The following is a 16,644-nucleotide window of genomic DNA, read 5'->3' as shown; positions in this document are numbered from 1 at the left end:
CGCTTGCGATCGCAGTACTTCTCGGACCTGCTCGACCTGCTTCATTCCCGACATCTTCGCCTCCTTCCCGCCGGACCGTTCCGGCGTGCTTCCCATGATGGGACGGCGAACCTGAAGCCACACTGAAGACGCCTGAAGCCCGCTTCAGGTTGGAGACGTCAGCGAAAGCGCCCGTGGTCGGGTGCCCGTACGGGCACCCGACCACGGGCGCTTTCGCGCATGAAGAGTGTTGCGGCCCTTGGTGAGTCGCGGCGAACGGCCCTCCCGCGGGAGGGCCGGCCCTCAGTCTCGGTCGGGCTTGGGCAGGAAGCCGCCGAAGGCGGCCACGGTCTTGTTCGCGTAGGCGGAGGTGTCGCCGCGCTCCATCGGTCCGTCCCAAGTAGTCGGCAGCGGGGCGTGTTCGGGCAGGATGCGGGCCACGATGCGGTCGAGCGCCTCTTCGGCCTTGCCGACCCACAGGTGGCCGCCCTTGTCGATCTCCTCGACCTCCGCCTGCGGGACGGCGGCGAAGCGCCGCTTGGCCTCGGGGTACTGGAGGTAGTCGTCCTGCTCGGGGATGAGCGCGAGGAGTGGGCGTCCGTCATCGGCCCAGCGCTCCAGATCCTCCTCTTTGGAGTAACGCAGCGGCGGCGACAGCAGGATCGCGCCCTCCACGCCGGGTTCGAGCCCGTACTTCAAGGTGAGGTCCGTCCCGAAGGACCAGCCGAGCAACCACACGCGCGGCAGCTCCGCGAACTCGGCGTACTCGACCGCGGCGGCGACGTCGAAGCGCTCGCCCACGCCGTGGTCGAACTCCCCTTGGCTGCGGCCCTGCTGGGACTCGGTGCCGCGCGTGTTGAAGCGCAGCACCGCCATGTTCGCCAGCGCGGGCAGCCGCCAGGCGGCCTTGCGGAAGATGTGCGAGTCCATCATGCCGCCGTGGGTGGGCAGCGGGTGGACGCAGATGAGGGTCGCCTCGGGCGCGCGGTCGGCGGGCAGGGCGATGTCGCCGACGAGTTCGAGCCCGTCGGCGGTGTGGAGCGTGAGCGCCTCGCGTCGGGCGGGGAGCATGCTCGCGGATCTGATGACAGCCACGCCGGAATTATCCCCGGAATGCGGCCGCGGGTACACCGCCTGTGGCGCACCTGGCACTGCGGGCGCCAATGCGGGGGCCGTCGCGTCTACCATCCCTAACCCCTACCCACCCTGGGGACCGTATCGCCGATGCTTCCCCGCGGGTACGACAGGAAGCCGGGTTCGCGGCGGTCGTGTCACTCGAAAGAGTCACCGCACGAGTCACCACACGAGTCACCACACGAGTCACCACACGAGGCGCGGGACGGCACCTTCGGTTCCGTCCCACACCTCGTGTTCAGTTGGGGCTCAGCGCCATTGGCCGGGCCTGCGGCGGTCCCTGGCGTTCCAGCAGCCGCCGTGCCAGTGGCGGCGGTCGTCGCCGTCGCCGTCGTCGGCCCAGGCCACGACGTGCGGTGTGCCCGGCTGGATCTCCAGGTCGCAGCCGGGGCACCGGTAGATCTTCTCCGCGCTCGCGCCGGGGATGCGCCGGACTCGGACGGGTCCGTTGGGTCCGTCGATCAGGCTCGGGTCCTGGGCGCCGGAGGTGGACCGTCCGGGTTCGTTCCGGCGGCGGTTCTTGCGCGGCATCGTCTCGGTCCGGTCAGGCCTTGGCGGTGTCGTCCCGCTCGGCGCTCGCGGCGGCCGCCTCGGCGGCGGCTTCGCGGGCGAGCCGGTCGTTCAGCCGTCTGACGTGCTTGTTCATCCCCCGGATGAGGAAGATCGTCACGACGACGAGGAACACGGTGACGAACAGGCCGAGCGGCCCGGCCAGCGCCTGGTCGCGTTCGGGCCCGAACTCTTGGGCCAGGATGTCGATTCCCACCTAGCAACCGTATCCCGGGGCCGCTAGGACTGCTCGAGCGCGGGGAGGCGCCAGTCGACCGGCTCACCGCCCTGTTCGACGAGGAGCTCGTTGGCGCGGCTGAAGGGCTTGGAGCCGAAGAAGCCGCGGCGGGCGCTCAGGGGCGAGGGGTGGGCGGATTCGATGGCGGGGATGGAGCCGAGGAGGACCTTGAGTTTGCGCGCGTCGTTGCCCCAGAGGATGGCGACGGCGGCGCTGCCGCGTTCGGCGAGGGCGCGGATGGCCTGCTCGGTGACCGATTCCCAGCCTTTGCCGCGGTGCGAGGCGGCGGCGCCGGGGGCGACGCTGAGGGAGCGGTTGAGGAGGAGGACGCCCTGGTTCGCCCAAGGGGTCAGGTCGCCGTTGGCGGGGAGGGGGTGGCCTAGGTCGTCGCGGTATTCGTTGTAGATGTTGACGAGGCTCTTGGGGAGGGGTCGCACGTCGGGGGCGACCGAGAAGGAGAGCCCGATGGCGTGGCCAGGGGTGGGGTAGGGGTCCTGGCCGACGATGATCACCTTGACCTCGTCGAAGGGCTGCTGGAAGGCGCGGAGGATGTGCTCGGCGGCGGGGAGGTAGGTGCGTCCGGCGGCGACTTCGGCACGGAGGAACTCGCCCATCTTGGCGACGTCGTCGGCGACGGGGGCGAGCGCTTTGGCCCAGCCGGGTTCCATCAGTTCATCAAGGGTCTTTGTCATGTCTCAGATGCTAGGGCCCTCCACCGACACGAAATGACCCGCGTCGCGCAGGGACGCAACGATTTCGGCCGCGTGTTCGGAACCGCGGGTCTCGATCGAGAGGTCGACGGAGACTTCGCCGACGCCGAGGCGGGGGTCGGAGCGCTGGTGGTAGACGTCGACGATGTTGCCGCCGTAGGCACCTACGAGTCGGAGGATGGAGGCGAGGGCGCCGGGGCGGTCGGCGCAGCGGAGGTTGGCGCGCATGAAGCGGCCGGAGGCGCCGAGGCCGTGTTCGATGAGTCGCATGAGCAGGAGCGGGTCGATGTTGCCGCCGGAGAGGACGGCGACGGTGGGGGCGTCGTAGGCGACGGAGTAGTTGAGGAGTGCGGCGTAGGCGGTGGCGCCGGCGGGTTCGACGACGAGTTTGTTGCGTTCGAGGAGGGAGAGGAGGGCGCGGCTGATGTCCTCTTCGGTGACGGTGACGATCTCGTCGACGAGGGCGGCGACGTGGGCGAAGGGGACGTCGCCGGGGCGGCCGACGGCGATGCCGTCGGCGATGGTCTGCATCTTGTCGAGGCGGACGGGGGTGCCGGCGGCGAGGGAGTGCTGGTAAGAGGCGGCGCCTTCGGCTTGGACGCCGACGATCCGGATGTCGGGGCGCAGTTGCTTGGCGGCCGCGGCGATGCCGGCGATGAGGCCGCCGCCGCCGACGGAGGTGACGATGGTGGTGGTCTCGGGGAGCTGGTCGAGGATCTCGAGGGCGATGGTGCCCTGACCGGCGACGATGTCGTGGTGGTCGAAGGGGTGGATGAGGGTGGCGCCGGTCTCGGCGGCGTAGCGGTGGGCGGATTCTAGGGCGTCGTCGACGGTGAGGCCGCCGAGGATGACTTCGGCGCCGTAGCCCTTGGTGGCGGCGACCTTGGGGAGGGGCGCGGATTCGGGCATGAAGACGGTGGAGCGGATGCCGAGGGTGGAGGCGGCGAGGGCGACGCCTTGGGCGTGGTTGCCGGCGGAGGCGGCGACGACGCCGTGGCGGCGTTCGTCGGGGGTGAGGCGGGAGACGCGCATGTAGGCGCCGCGGATCTTGAACGAGCCCGCGCGCTGGAGGTTCTCGCATTTGAGGTGGACGCCGTCGAGGACGGGGTCGCGGGAGGGTTCGAGGGGGGTGCGTCGCACTACCCCGGCGAGGTCGGCGGCCGCGGCGCGGACGTCGGAAAGTGTCACCAGCTCCGTCACGCCTCGATCGTAGTGCCCGTCGCGGAGGGGTCGGTGGCGCACGGCGCGGCGGCGGGAGTGGGAGCGCGGCGCATGCCGAAACGGTGTCTGAAAACGGTTGCAGTCGACCGAAATGCCGCCCTTGGACCGCGGTGGGCGACACGCGTGCGGCGCCTGAAACCGCAGGTGGCACCAAGTGTGAACCCGCGTTCACCTCGCGCGATGAAGGGTGACCCCCGTTACCAAGAGAGACCGGAAGGCTTAAGCTACGAACAGTCATCCCTTAACCATGGCGAAGCCTGCAAGCCATGCGGGGGCAATGACCGGTCCGCATAGCCCTCTCCGACTCGCCCGTCCATCCCCTTTAGAACCCCTGGAGTCAACGGTGACTGCTGTCACGCTGAAGAACGTCTCGAAGGTGTTCCCCGGCGAAACCCTGGCCGTGGACTCCTTGAGCATGGAGGTCAACCACGGCGAGTTCCTCGTCCTGCTCGGCCCGTCCGGCTGCGGCAAGTCCACCGTCCTGCGCATGGTCGCCGGCCTGGAGACCCCCTCCGACGGCGAGATCCTCCTCGACGGCGAGTACGCGAACGACCTGCCCCCTCGCGAACGCAACGCCGCCATGATCTTCCAGACCTTCGCGCTGTACCCGCACATGTCCGTCGGCGACAACATCGGCTTCCCCCTCAAGCTCGGGAAGAACAACGGCGCCCAGTCCGTGCCCGAGGCCGTCGGCGACATGGCCGGCGCCCTGGGCATCTCCGACCTCGTCGACCGCAAGCCGAGCCAGCTCTCCGGCGGCCAGCAGCAGCGCGTCGCCATGGGCCGCGCGCTGGTGCGCCGCCCCCGGCTGTTCCTCATGGACGAGCCGCTGTCGAACCTCGACGTGGGCCTGCGCGCCGAGCTGCGCACCGAGATCTCCTCGCTGGTGCGCCGCCACGACGCCACCACCCTCTACGTCACCCACGACCAGACCGAGGCGCTGACCATGGCCGACCGGGTCGCGGTCATGCGCAAGGGCGTCCTCCAGGACGTCGGCACCCCCGACGAGGTGTACGAGCGCCCCGCGACCATGTACGTGGCCGCGTTCCTCGGCACGCCCCGCATGAACCTGCTCGAAGCGCGCGTCAACGTCTACCTCGACCGGTACGTCGCCCTCGACTTCGGCGACCAGGAGCTGCGCCTGCCCTGGCACGACCTGCGCGGCCGCGCCGTCGCCCGCTACCACGGCGAGAACATCGTCGTCGGGATGCGGGCCGAGGCCCTCGCGCCCGTGGCCGACGGCCACCCCGGCCAGTCCATCCAGGGCCGCGTGCGCTTCTACGAGCACCACGGCCACGAGACGCTCGTCTTCCTCGACATCGGCGCGACCGCGGTCGTGCCCGACGGCATCGGCGACAAGCCCGACCTCGCCCGCGGCGGCTCGAAGCCGCGCCGCCGCCTCGGAGGCCTGTTCTCCGGTTTCGGCCAGGCCGCCGTCGAGCACCGCGAGGCCGACACCGGCCCCATCCGCAAACCGGCCGACCTCGTCTTCCGGCTGCCCCCGCACATCCCCGTCTCGGCCGGGCAGCCCATCACCGTCGCCGTCCACATGGACGCCCTGCACTACTTCGACAAGTACGGCAAGCGCATCGACGTCGGCTGGACCCAGCGGGCCTGACGTCGAACAACGCCGCGGGGCCCTCGCAAGAGGACCCCGCGGCGCCGCGCCCGCCCGGCTCGCGGGCGACGGATCAGCCCAGGAACTTCTCCGCGTCGATGATCTTCACCGAGATCTGGAGGTCCTTGGGGGTGCGGTAGGCGACCGTGTCGCCCACCTTGTGGCCCAGGATGGCCGAGCCCAGCGCCGAGTCCGGGCTGTACACGGTCAGCTCGGTCGTCGCGGCGATCTCGCGCGAACCCAGCAGGAACTTCTCGGTGTCGTCGGGGTCGCCGTCGAAGGCGATGGTCACGACCGTGCCGATCTGGATCTCGTCGCTGTCCTTCGCCTCGCCGACCTTCGCGTTGCGCAGCAGGTCTTCGAGCTGGCGGATGCGCGCCTCCTGCTTGCCCTGCTCGTCGCGGGCCGCGTGGTAGCCGCCGTTCTCCTTGAGGTCGCCCTCCTCGCGGCGCGCGTTGATCTCGGCGGCCATCAGCGGACGGTGCGCGATGAGCTCGTCCAGCTCGCTCTTGAGGCGGTCGTAGGCCTCCTGGGTCAGCCAAGTGCCCTGATTAGCGTCCGTAGCCATGTTTCTGATCCTCCGAATAGTGCGATCCGTGCTGTGGGGCCCGGCCGCGAGGGCCGAACCGAAGGGCCGCCGCCCGGGCCGGTCCGGGATAGCGAAAGGCCCGCCGACCGAAACGCGGTGCGACGGGCCGAAAGTCAACGTTCAGTCCGCCTGCCAACACCTCAGGACCTCGCCGGTATTGGGCTCGCCCTCCACGGCGAGGGCGTAGGTCATCTCGACGTGGGTGGCCTCGTCCGCCGGGACGGCGACCTCCGCGTAGCCGATCTCGGCGCCGGCGAGGTCGCGGGACCGGACGGCGCACACGGCGCCCTCGCCGGCCGGCTTGTAGACCTCGAAGGTGATGGCGACCTGGCCGGCCACGGAGTCGTCGAAGGCGAGCAGGCGCTCGGAGACCTCGTCCTGCCCGTACACCTCGGTGAGCCGCCAGGCGGCCACGAGGCCCGCGGCGACGACGCCGACGGTGAGCAGCGCGGTCAGCGCCGGACGGTGGCGCGACGGGGAGCGGCGGCGGCCGTAGCGGCCCGCGGGGAAGGACACGTCGGCCACGCCGGAAGGCGCGCTCGGCGCACGCCCGTCCGTGGTCTGTGTCTCAGTCATTGCGTCGCTTCCGTTCGCGATCAGCGGATTCACCGCCGGGAGCCCGGGTTCCGGGAAGAACCGGGAAGTAATGATTATCGAGTATCGTTGCACAGAATGCCAGAGCCGACAACCATCGCGGTGCGCGAGTCGGTTCGAGCGCCGAACCGCCTTCCGCTTGACACCCGCCAGTGAGGTCGACCGACGTGACGAATCCGTCCAGCAAACTGCGCCTGATGTGCGTGCACGCCCACCCCGACGACGAATCGAGCAAGGGCGCGGGCATGATGGCGCGCTACGTGCGCGAAGGCGTCGAGGTCCTCGTCGTCACCTGCACCGGCGGCGAGCGCGGCGACGTCCTCAACCCCAAGATGGACCGCCCCGAAGTCCAGGAGAACCTCCCCCGCATCCGCAGCGAGGAGATGGCCCGCGCCCGCGAGATCCTCGGCGTCGAGCAGCACTGGCTCGGCTTCACCGACTCCGGCCTGCCCGACGGCTGGCTCCCCGACTCCGGCATCGACCTGCCCGAGGACGCCTTCTACCTCGTGCCCACCGAGGACGCGGCCGCGCCGCTCGTGGAGATCATGCGCTCCTTCAAGCCGCACGTGGTGACCACGTACGACGAGGAGGGCGGCTACCCGCACCCCGACCACGTCAAGACCCACGAGATCTCCGTCGCGGCCTTCGACGCCGCCGGCGACCCCGGGCGCTACACCGACCGCGGCGAGCCGTGGCAGCCGCTCAAGCTCTACTACAACCACTCGTTCGGCAAGGCGCGCATCGAGGCACTGCACTACGCGATGGTCGACGCGGGCCTGGACTCCCCGTACAGGGAGTGGATGGACGCCGGCGACTGGACCCGCGACAAGGGCGAGCGGGTGACCACCCGCGTCGAGTGCGCCGAGTACTTCGACATCCGCGACGCCGCCCTCAAGGCCCACGCGACCCAGGTCGACCCCGACGGGTTCTGGTTCGCCGTCCCCCGCGAGATCCAGCAGAAGGCGTGGCCCACCGAGGACTACGAACTCGTCGAGTCCCGCATCGAGTCCCGGCTCCCCGAGGACGACCTCTTCGCCGGACTGCGATAGCCGCACGACCCGACCCCAAGGGCCACAACACACACCGAGGCAACTCCCTCCACTTGAGACGACATCGGCGGCGCCGGATCGTCCGCTCTCGCGCACCCTCCGTGAGGAAACAACTGTCGGGCTCCCGACACCACGGTGTATTTCCCTGGAAAGTGCGGGAACCTTGCTGCAAGCGCGCTCCCGCGGGTTACCGTGCCGGGGAGAGCCGGGCCGCACCCGGGTCCGGTTCACCAGCGGAGGCGGGCGCAGAACGGAGGTGGAGCCATGGTCAGTCGCGAAACGTCGCCGGCGCGAACCAAGTCGTTCGTCGGCAGTCTCCTCGTCGCCACTCCCACGCTGCAGGACCCCAACTTCGACCGCACGGTCGTCATCGGCGTCGGCCACGAGTCGGACGGGGTGCTCGGCGTGGTCCTCAACCGCGCCACCGAGCGCAAGGTCGTCCACTACCTCGACCAGTGGGCCGAGCTCGCGGGCGATCCGGCCGTGCTCTTCGAGGGCGGGCCGGTCCAGCCCGACGCCGCGATCGGCCTCGGCTGGCGGAAGGCCGACGCGCCCTTCTCCGACGCGTTCCGGCCGGTCCTCGGGCGCCTGGGCACCCTCGACCTCGCCCGCGACCCCGACGAGGTCGCGCCCCTGCTCGAAGGGATGCGGGTCTTCACCGGGTACGCCGGCTGGGCGCCGGGGCAGCTGGAGGACGAGATCGAGGCGGGCGCCTGGATGGTCTTCGACGCACTGCCCGCCGACCCGTTCTCGGCCAACCCCGAGGAGCTGTGGGGCATGGTGTGGCGGCGCCAGGGCGGGATGCTCTCGGCCGTCGCGCACTACCCGGCCGACCCGGTCATGAACTGAGCCGCGGCGCCCTCAGGCGCCCGGCCGCCAGGCCATGAGGATCACGACGGCGGTGTAGAAGACGAGGTTGAGCCCGGCGAGGGCCAGGAGCCTGCCGCGGTGCTGTTCGAGCAGTTCGCCGCCCATGACCCCGTGGGAGTCCTGGAGCTCCTTGCCGATGCGCGCGAGCACGCCCGGGATGACGGCGGTGCCGTTGACGACCGCGATCACGTAGAGGGTCGAGGCGACGATGAGCCAGGCGTCGGCGAAGGAGTACCGGTCGCTCGTGACCGTCGTCAGCGCCCCGAACAGGGCCGCGACCAGCGTGAGGGCGTTGAAGGCCATGCAGCGGCGCCCGGCCTGGTGCACCCGCTCGCCGTCGCGCTCGCGCAGCGCCCGCTCGCCGAGCCAGGGCAGCAGCATGGCGGGCCCGACGGTGATCACCGCCAACAGCACGTGCAGGATCGATAGCAGAGTGTGCATAACGTGATCTTACGGACATACCGAACGGGTGACGCGGGAACGCCGCCCGGACGCGAAGCGGCGCCGGCCATGTGGCCGGCGCCGTGCTGGTGGAGCTGCAGGGAATCGAACCCTGGTCCTCCGCTGCTTCTGTGAGACTTCTCCGGGTGCAGTCCGCTGTGCCTTTTATCGAGCCCCGCCGATCACGCGGACGAGTCGGTGGGACGGGCTCTAATCGCCGAAGATCTCGGCCGGGCGTCCCAGCGATCAAGACGTCGGCCCAGCATCCTTAAATGATGCCGCGAACCCAGGGCGGATGCGCCCCTGGAGCGGCAACTTCACGGTCGCTTAAGCAGCGAGAGCGAAGTCAGTGCGTTTTGCGTTGGCACTTATTGGTTTCCGACATTGGTTTACGAGACAGCGTCGGCTTCCTCGACCCGCTTCCCTCACTTCAACATACGGAGTCGAAACCGATCAGCCCCTGGTCTGTTGAGTGAGTACTTCACCCTGTTCAGTTGTGCTCGCAAATCGTACACCGGTGGAACGACCGGCGGCGAGGCGATATTCCCGCTAGCGGGAGCCGCCGCGCTTGGCCGCCCGGCCCATGGCCCGCTCGATCTCGCGGTCGGACTCGCGCTTGGCGATGGCCTGGCGCTTGTCGTAGTTCTTGCGGCCCCGGGCCAGCCCGAGCTCCATCTTCGCGTAGCCGTTGATGAAGTACACCGACAGCGGGACCAGCGTCAGGCCCGCCTCGTCGAGCTTGACCGACAGCTTGTCGATCTCGCCGCGGTGGAGCAGGAGCTTGCGGATGCGCCGCGGCGGGTGGTTCGTCCACGTCCCGTAGTCGTACTCGGGGATGTGGAGGTTGTGGACGCGGGCCTCGCCGTTGTGGATCTCGGCGTACGCGTCGACGATGTTCCCCTTGCCCTGGCGCAGGGCCTTGACCTCGGTCCCGGACAGGACCATGCCGGCCTCGTAGGTGTCCAGGATCTCGTAGTCGTGGCGGGCCTTGCGGTTGCTCGTCACCACCGAGCGCTCGGGACCCGAGTGCTTGACCTTCTCCTGCTGCTTCTTGGACACGCAGCAAGCTTAACGATCGAACAGACGTATGGGGAAGCCGATTTCCCGCCTCCGGCCGTGGTCAGCGGCACAGGCACGAGGGCAGGTAGCCCAGCGGGTCCACGCGCTCGCCGTTGACGCGGACCTCGAAGTGCAGGTGCGGGCCGGTGGAGTCGCCGGTGGTGCCGACCGCGCCGATGCCCTCGTCGCGCGAGACGTGCTCGCCGTAGGACACCCAGATGCTCGACTGGTGCGCGTAGCAGGTGGTCAGGCCGCCGCCGTGGCTGATGCAGGTGAGCTGCCCGTACCCGGCGTTCCAGCCGGCGTACACCACGGTGCCCGAGTCGGCGGCGTGGATCGTCGTCCCCGAGCCGGCCGCGAAGTCGGTGCCGCCGTGGAATCGGGCGGTGTTGTAGATCGGGTGGTGGCGCCAGCCGTAGTCGGAGGACTTCCAGCCGTCCACCGGCACGACGAAGCCCGAACCGGAGGACCCGCCCGAGGACGAGCCGCCGCCGGAGGACGAGCCGCCGGAGTCCTCCCGGGACTTGCGGTCCTCCTCGGCCTGGCGCAGTGCGTCGGCGAGGCGCTCGGACTCGGCCTCCAGCTCGTCGTACTCCGACTGCGCCTGGTCGCGGGCGTCCTCGGCGACGGCCAGCGCCGCGGTGCGGTCGGACACGAGCGACTCGACGGCGAGGCGGGCCTCCTCGGCCTCGTCGAAGCGGGTCTGCGCCGCGGCGAGCGCGTCGGCCGCGGCGGCCTCCGCCTCGGCGGCCTCGGTCTCGGCGACCGTGGCGGCGTTCTCGGCGTTGGCGGCCTCGCGGCGCGAGAGGGTGACCTCCTCGACGGCCCGGTTCTTGCCCTCCATCATGAACTCGAGGTACGACAGGCCGTCGACGGCCTTCTGCGGCTCGCCCGAGGCGAGGATCGCGTCGACGGTGAGCAGCTCGACCCCGCGGGCGGTGGCGGCGAACATGGAGGCGCGCGACTCGCGGACGGCCTCGACCGCCGCGGCGGCGGCCTCGTACTCGGCCTCAGCCGCGTCCAGGGCCTCGCGGGCCGCATCGGCCTCGCGCTGCGCCCGGGCCGACTCGGTCTCGGCGGCGGCGACCCTGCCCTCGGCGACGTCCACGGCGTGCTCGGCGACGGGCAGGCGGGCCTCGGTGTCGGCCAGGACCTGCCCGGCCGCGCGGACCTCGTCGGAGGCGTCCTCCAGCTCGGCGGCCATCTCGGCCTTGTCGCGCTCCACGGCGTCGAGCTCGGACTGCGAGACCCCGAAAGCGGGACTGCTCGCGGACCCTGCCAGGAGCAGGACCGCGAGCAGCCATCCGATTCGCCTCATAGGGCCCGAATCTAGTCCATCTGCGACGGTCATTCGGGGAATTCCGGGCAGTGCCCCCCTTACGGTGACACCGCCCGTCCGGATTCCGGGCCCTGCGGGATCAGACCTTGATGTTGAACCGCAAGGTGATCCACGCGGTGACCGCGCTGATGAACGCCGAGACGCCCACCAGGATCGGCAGCAGGATCAGGATCGACTGCATGCTGATCGGCGGCATGAGACTGAACAGGTTCTCGAACTGGCCGTCGATGACGAGGAACTTCGCCGCGATGAGCGTCGCGAAGGCGAAGATCGCGCCGATGACCCCGGCGAAGACCGCCTCGAGCACGAACGGCGCCTGGACGAACCAGTTCGGGGCGCCCACGAGCTTCATGATGGCGACCTCGCGGCGCCGCGAGTAGGCGGCGACCTGGATCGTGTTCGCCACCAGCATGAGGGCCGCGACGCCTTGGACGAGCGCGACGATGAGCGTCAGGCGCTGCGCCCCGCCGAGGATGTCGAAGACCTGCTGGAGGATCTCGCGCTGGTTGGTGACCTGGTAGACGCCCTCGGCGTCCTGGAACTCGGCGATGAGCTTGTCGGCGTCGTCGATGTTCTTCATCTTGATGCGGAAGGCCGAGGGCAGGACCTCGGCGTCCACCGACTTCACCAGGTCGGGCGTGTCCTTGAACGTCTCCTGGAAGCGCTCGTAGGCCTTCTCCTTGGACTCGTACTGGACGGTCTCGACGTACGGGCTCGCCTTGAGCTCGGACTCGAGCTGCGCCGTCCGCTCCTCGGAGATGTCCCGCTGGAGGTAGACCACCACTTCGAGGTTGGTCTGGTAGTAGTCCTCGATCACGTCGACCTGGTTGTACAGCAGCAGGCCCGCGCCGAGCATCGTCAGCGAGACGGCCATGGTGATGATCATGGCGACGGTCATGGAGATGTTGCGCCACAGTCCGAGGAAGACCTCGGACATCACGTACTTCGCGCGCATGTGCTCTGAATCTGCCTTCCGCTTAGCCGTAGACGCCGCGAGCCTGGTCGCGGACGATCTGGCCGTTCTCGATCTCGATGACGCGACGGCGCATCTGGTTCACGATGTTGGAGTCGTGGGTGACCATGAGGATGGTCGTGCCCGTCCTGCTGATGCGGTCGAGGAGCCGCATGATCTCGATCGAGGTGTCGGGGTCGAGGTTGCCGGTGGGCTCGTCGGCCAGCAGGAGCAGCGGGCGGTTGACGAACGCGCGGGCCACGGCCACGCGCTGCTGCTCGCCGCCAGAGAGCTCGTGCGGGTACCGGTGCTCCTTGCCGCCCAGGCCCACCAGTTCGAGGACCTCGGGGACGACGCGGCGCGCGACCGAGCGGGGCTTGCCGATGACCTCCAGCGCGAACGCGACGTTCTCGGCGGCGGTCCGGTTCGGCAGCAGCCGGAAGTCCTGGAACACGCAGCCGATGCTGCGCCGGTAGGCCGGGACCTTCCAGCGCCGCAGGCGCGTCACGTCGATGTCCCCGACCGAGATCTTGCCCTTGTCCGGGACTTCCTCGCGCAGCAGGAGCTTGATCATCGTGGACTTCCCCGCACCGGTCGGGCCGATGAAGAAGACGAACTCTCCCTTGTCGATGAAGACGTTGACGTCCTCCACCGACGGGCGGTTCGACCGGGGGTAGTGCTTGGTTACACCCTCAAGCTGAATCACGAGCCGGAGTCTATCCGCCGAGAACCGGAGCCGGTCGGGCGGCTCCAGTACAAGCGTGGCATATTCCGCAGTTTCCGCCCCATATGTCACGACCACGAAAGGGTTACGGCACGATTTCAGCCGAACGGGGGAAGTCGGCATGGTCAGGCGGCCCATGCGGGCGCCGCGAAGGGTCACCGGGCGGCCACGGAGCGGTCCGCTTCGGACGGACCGGCACGGCGGCCCGAGGGTCCTCCCCTGCCGCGCGGGCGCGGGCCCTACTCCTGCTTCTCGCCGCTCTTGCGCCAGCGGATGCCGGCCTCCAGGAAGCCGTCGATGGCGCCGTCGTAGACGCCCTTGACGTCGGCGGTCTCGAAGCCGGTGCGCAGGTCCTTGACCATCTGGTAGGGGTGCTCGACGTAGGAGCGCATCTGGTCGCCCCAGGAGGCGGTGGCCGAGCCGCGCAGCTCGTCGACCTTCGCCCGCTCCTCGTCCCTCTTGCGCTGAAGGAGCTTGGCCTTGAGGACGCCCATGGCCGTGGCCTTGTTCTGGAGCTGCGAGCGCTCGTTCTGGCAGGAGACGACGATGCCGGTCGGCAGGTGGGTCAGGCGCACCGCCGAGTCGGTGGTGTTGACGCCCTGTCCGCCGGGGCCCGAGGAGCGGTAGACGTCCACGCGGATCTCGTCCTCGGGGATGTCCTCGATCTCGTCGGTCTGCTCCAGCGCCGGCACGACCTCGACGGCGGCGAAGCCGGTCTGGCGGCGGCCCTGGTTGTCGTATTTGCTGATGCGCACCACGCGGTGGGTGCCCTGCTCGACCGAGAGGTGGCCGTAGGCGTAGGCGCCGTTGACGGCGAAGGTGGCCGAGCGGATGCCGGCCTCCTCGGCGTAGGAGACGTCGTACACCTCGGTGCCGAAGTGGTGGGCCTCCGACCAGCGCAGGTACATGCGCATGAGCTGCTCGGCGAAGTCGCAGGCGTCGGCGCCGCCGGCGCCGGACCGGACGGTAAGCACGCAGTCACGTTCGTCGTACTCCCCCGACAGGAGGGTGCGGACCTCGAACTCGTCCACGGACTTGCGGATCGAGCCGAGCTCGGCGACGGCTTCTGCCTCGGCGCTCGGGTCGGACTCGGCCTCGGCGAGCTCGAAGAGGACCTCGACGTCGTCCATGCGCTCGTGGAGCGCGGCGAGCTTCTTCAGCTCGGCCTGGACGTAGGAGAGGCGGGAGGTGATCTTCTGGGCCTGGTCGGTGTCGTCCCACAGCCCGGGGTCGGCCGCCGCGGCCTCGAGCTCCGCGAGCTCGCGGCGCAGCGCGGGGAGGTCGAGTACGGCCTCGACGCTGGCAAGCGTCGCTCTGAGTTCGCGGAGGTCTGCGGAAACATCGACACTGGTCACAACAGATCAGGGTACGCCTGTATTCGGGCTCATACGAAACGGGACGCGGGGCCGTGAAGGCCCAGCGTCCCGTTCCGTGCTTGATGGTCGTCGCCCGGGTCAGCGCCCGGGCATTTCGGTTACCGCTTCTTCAGCCAGCTGAGCGCCGAACGGTGGTAGCCGATCGCGAACTCCATCGCGATCGCGGCGTTCGGGTCCTCGTCCGCGTAGTCCTTCGCGGCGGCGCGGGCCTCTGCCAAGGCCTCCTGGTGCTGCTCCGTCGCGTCGGCGAACATCTCCTCGGCGGTGTCCTTGGAGAGGTAGTCAAGGAAGGCCGTGCGCAGCGCGACGGGGTCGCGCAGCTGGCCGATCCGGGCCGGCTCGTTGAGCCAGCGGGTGAACGCCCGCTTGCCGTTGGCGCTGATCGTGTAGGGCACCGAGGCGCGGGGCCCCGGCTTCCCGACGCGGACGAGGCCGCCCTCTGCCAGCGCCGGGAGTTCGCGGTAGACCTGCGATCGCGTCATGGTCCAGTACGGACCGAGGCGACGGGTCGCCTCCGCCATGAGTTGTCCGCCGGTCATCGGTCCTTCGTGCAGCAAGCCCAGCAATGCTGCTGAGGTTGCGTTGAGTTCTTTTCCTGCCATGCCCGACAGGATGCCATGTGGATGCCTCCCTGACAAGTGGACAGCTCCAATGTGTCGATAGACCGGAGCCGATGCTTCAGGGGTTGCGACCGTGGAAAGCACTGTGAGCCATGCAGATCGGTCGCAGCCCTCGGCGGAATTGCAACGCCTGTTCAGAGAATCCCAATCATGTGATCCCGATCGCCCCTTCGGATGCGAAGACGCAGCGTTGTCCGACGGTCACGGATCATTATCGACTGTCGTGATCGCTTTCAGTTGCCGGGCATAGGTGATCCGATGAGATCGGATCCGGGGGAGTCGTCGTCGGAAGTGCCCTCAGTGGAGTTTCCGCCGTCGTCCGATGATTCGGACATATCATCTGAATCGGGGCCGGGAGTGTCGCTATCCGTCTCGGGCCCTTGGGGTGTGGCGGAGGGCGCTTCGGGCGTGGGGCTGTCCTCGGTGGCCGGTTCCGTTGGCTCGCCGGTGGTCTCGTCCTCGGCGGGGGCGCTGGTGGCGGCGTCTTCGGAGGGGTCGGCCATATCGTCCCCGTTCGGGGTGTCCGTGCCGGAGAAGACCACGGCGACCGAGACGACGGCGGCGGCGAGGACGAGGGCGCAGGCGATGCCGAGGACGAGGAGGCCGCGGCGGGGGCGGGCCGGGCGCTCTTCGGCGGCTTCTGCGGTCATGAGCGCGCCGAGGGCGTCGCGGTCGATCTCGGGAGCGTGGGGGGTCACCGGTTCGTAGGTGAAGGTCGCCGTCGCGTCCCGTTCGCGCAGTTCGGGTTCGATGGGGGCGGTCGCCTGGCGGGAGAGGCCGGGGGCGAGACGGCGCAGTTCGGCGGCGACGGCGTTGAGGTCGCCGCGGGCGGCCGGGTCGAGGGCGAGGAGCATCTCGACGACGCGCCACAGCTCGGCGTCGACGGCGGCGGGCTTGACGGGGATGCGCGTGAGGTGGCGTTCGACGACGTCGGTGATGGAGCCGCCGCGGTAGGCGCTGTGGGCGGTGAGGGCCTCGTAGAGGACGAGTCCGAGGGCGTAGTTGTCGACGCCGGTGCTGGCGGAGTCGCCGGAGGCGACCTCGGGGGCGATGTACTCGGGGGTGCCGTGGGAGGGGGCGGTGCGGGAGGCGGCGGCGCGGGCGATGCCGAAGTCGACGAACTTGAGGCCTTCGGGGCCGGCGAGCATGAGGTTGCCGGGCTTGACGTCGGAGTGGCGGTAGCCGGCGCGGTGGATCGCGTCGAGGGTCTCGGCGGCGTTCGCGCAGCGCAGGGCGGCCTCGGCGGCGGGGAGGGGCCCGTGGAGGCGCAGGTGCTCGCGCAGGTCGAGGCCTTCGATGAATTCGAGGACGACGGCGCAGACGGTGTCGGTGACGATGAAGTCCTTGACGCCGACGACGCCGGGGTGGTCGATGGTGCGCAGGATGCCGGCCTCGGCGCGGAAGCTCTCGAAGATCTCGGCCTCGCCGCGCAGTTCGGGGCGCAGGACCTTGACGGCGACCGTCTCGCCGGTGACCCGGTCGAGCCCGCGCCAGACGACGCCGACCGCGCCGCGGGCGATCTCGTGCTCCAGGACGTACCGGTCGGCCAGGACGGTCTGCATGGCTGCTCCCGAGATCGATG

The 16,644-nt window shown here is 69.7% G+C and carries 18 protein-coding genes and 1 other RNA gene; 3 read left to right on the top strand and 16 right to left on the bottom strand.

Annotated features, from left to right (window positions below):
* Positions 1-282 precede the first annotated feature (282 nt).
* The 5 genes from E9998_RS01880 to ilvA all read right to left on the bottom strand — a co-directional run bounded on the left by E9998_RS01880 (position 283) and on the right by ilvA (position 3,810).
* Positions 283-1,050, bottom strand: coding sequence for an alpha/beta hydrolase (locus tag E9998_RS01880; RefSeq protein WP_136528067.1), 768 nt, complete (start codon positions 1,048-1,050; stop codon positions 283-285).
* A gap of 312 nt (positions 1,051-1,362) precedes the next feature.
* Positions 1,363-1,644 carry a hypothetical protein gene (locus tag E9998_RS01875; protein WP_136527986.1) on the bottom strand — a complete coding sequence of 94 codons (282 nt, stop codon included), beginning with the start codon at positions 1,642-1,644 and terminating at the stop codon, positions 1,363-1,365.
* 13 nt (positions 1,645-1,657) lie between these two features.
* Positions 1,658-1,879 carry a hypothetical protein gene (locus E9998_RS01870; RefSeq protein WP_136527985.1) on the bottom strand — a complete coding sequence of 74 codons (222 nt, stop codon included), beginning with the start codon at positions 1,877-1,879 and terminating at the stop codon, positions 1,658-1,660.
* Positions 1,880-1,902: 23 nt separating this feature from the next.
* On the bottom strand, positions 1,903-2,592 hold the full coding sequence (locus tag E9998_RS01865; protein ID WP_136527984.1) for a uracil-DNA glycosylase: 690 nt from the start codon (positions 2,590-2,592) through the stop codon (positions 1,903-1,905).
* A gap of 3 nt (positions 2,593-2,595) precedes the next feature.
* The gene (ilvA, locus tag E9998_RS01860) at positions 2,596-3,810 is read right to left on the bottom strand and encodes a threonine ammonia-lyase (RefSeq protein ID WP_136527983.1); all 1,215 of its coding nucleotides are present in this window, start codon (positions 3,808-3,810) and stop codon (positions 2,596-2,598) included.
* Between the two features lie 364 nt (positions 3,811-4,174).
* Between ilvA and E9998_RS01855 the strand changes: the two genes are divergently transcribed.
* A complete protein-coding gene (locus E9998_RS01855) occupies positions 4,175-5,449 on the top strand; it encodes an ABC transporter ATP-binding protein (RefSeq protein ID WP_136527982.1) in 1,275 nt (424 codons plus the stop codon).
* Positions 5,450-5,522: 73 nt separating this feature from the next.
* On the opposite strand, the gene greA is transcribed toward E9998_RS01855, so the two are convergent.
* Together greA and E9998_RS01845 are read right to left on the bottom strand one after the other, a co-directional pair.
* Positions 5,523-6,017, bottom strand: coding sequence for a transcription elongation factor GreA (gene greA / locus E9998_RS01850; RefSeq protein ID WP_136527981.1), 495 nt, complete (start codon positions 6,015-6,017; stop codon positions 5,523-5,525).
* Positions 6,018-6,158: 141 nt separating this feature from the next.
* A complete protein-coding gene (locus E9998_RS01845) occupies positions 6,159-6,614 on the bottom strand; it encodes a DUF4307 domain-containing protein (protein ID WP_136527980.1) in 456 nt (151 codons plus the stop codon).
* A 215-nt stretch (positions 6,615-6,829) separates the two neighbouring features.
* On the opposite strand from E9998_RS01845, the gene mca reads away from it, so the two are divergent.
* Together mca and E9998_RS01835 are read left to right on the top strand one after the other, a co-directional pair.
* A complete protein-coding gene (mca, locus tag E9998_RS01840) occupies positions 6,830-7,681 on the top strand; it encodes a mycothiol conjugate amidase Mca (protein ID WP_136528066.1) in 852 nt (283 codons plus the stop codon).
* A gap of 264 nt (positions 7,682-7,945) precedes the next feature.
* Entirely contained in the window at positions 7,946-8,530 is a 585-nt protein-coding gene (locus E9998_RS01835; RefSeq protein WP_136527979.1) for a YqgE/AlgH family protein, read from the top strand.
* 12 nt (positions 8,531-8,542) lie between these two features.
* Here the strand turns inward: E9998_RS01835 and E9998_RS01830 are convergent, their stop codons facing one another.
* From E9998_RS01830 to E9998_RS01790, 9 genes are all read right to left on the bottom strand, one after another.
* The gene (locus E9998_RS01830) at positions 8,543-8,992 is read right to left on the bottom strand and encodes a DUF2269 family protein (protein WP_136527978.1); all 450 of its coding nucleotides are present in this window, start codon (positions 8,990-8,992) and stop codon (positions 8,543-8,545) included.
* An 87-nt stretch (positions 8,993-9,079) separates the two neighbouring features.
* Positions 9,080-9,453, bottom strand: a transfer-messenger RNA (tmRNA) gene (gene ssrA / locus E9998_RS01825).
* A gap of 88 nt (positions 9,454-9,541) precedes the next feature.
* The gene (gene smpB, locus E9998_RS01820) at positions 9,542-10,051 is read right to left on the bottom strand and encodes an SsrA-binding protein SmpB (RefSeq protein ID WP_136527977.1); all 510 of its coding nucleotides are present in this window, start codon (positions 10,049-10,051) and stop codon (positions 9,542-9,544) included.
* 61 nt (positions 10,052-10,112) lie between these two features.
* A complete protein-coding gene (locus tag E9998_RS01815) occupies positions 10,113-11,369 on the bottom strand; it encodes a M23 family metallopeptidase (protein WP_136527976.1) in 1,257 nt (418 codons plus the stop codon).
* A 100-nt stretch (positions 11,370-11,469) separates the two neighbouring features.
* Positions 11,470-12,345: a permease-like cell division protein FtsX gene (gene ftsX, locus E9998_RS01810; protein ID WP_136527975.1), complete on the bottom strand. Its 876-nt coding sequence runs from the start codon at positions 12,343-12,345 to the stop codon at positions 11,470-11,472.
* Between the two features lie 22 nt (positions 12,346-12,367).
* On the bottom strand, positions 12,368-13,048 hold the full coding sequence (ftsE, locus tag E9998_RS01805) for a cell division ATP-binding protein FtsE (protein ID WP_091039738.1): 681 nt from the start codon (positions 13,046-13,048) through the stop codon (positions 12,368-12,370).
* A 257-nt stretch (positions 13,049-13,305) separates the two neighbouring features.
* Complete coding sequence (prfB, locus tag E9998_RS01800; RefSeq protein ID WP_136527974.1) at positions 13,306-14,421, bottom strand: peptide chain release factor 2; 1,116 nt, start codon at positions 14,419-14,421, stop codon at positions 13,306-13,308.
* 119 nt (positions 14,422-14,540) lie between these two features.
* Positions 14,541-15,044, bottom strand: a complete 504-nt coding sequence (locus tag E9998_RS01795) for a PadR family transcriptional regulator (RefSeq protein WP_030155315.1) — start codon at positions 15,042-15,044, stop codon at positions 14,541-14,543.
* Positions 15,045-15,295: 251 nt separating this feature from the next.
* On the bottom strand, positions 15,296-16,624 hold the full coding sequence (locus E9998_RS01790) for a serine/threonine-protein kinase (protein WP_136527973.1): 1,329 nt from the start codon (positions 16,622-16,624) through the stop codon (positions 15,296-15,298).
* Between the last annotated feature and the right edge of the window lie 20 nt (positions 16,625-16,644).

Source organism: Glycomyces paridis (assembly GCF_004912155.1).
Classification (GTDB): domain Bacteria; phylum Actinomycetota; class Actinomycetes; order Mycobacteriales; family Micromonosporaceae; genus Glycomyces; species Glycomyces paridis.
The sequence above is the reverse complement of the archived record's forward strand: the minus strand, read 5'-3'. Positions and strand labels throughout refer to the sequence as shown.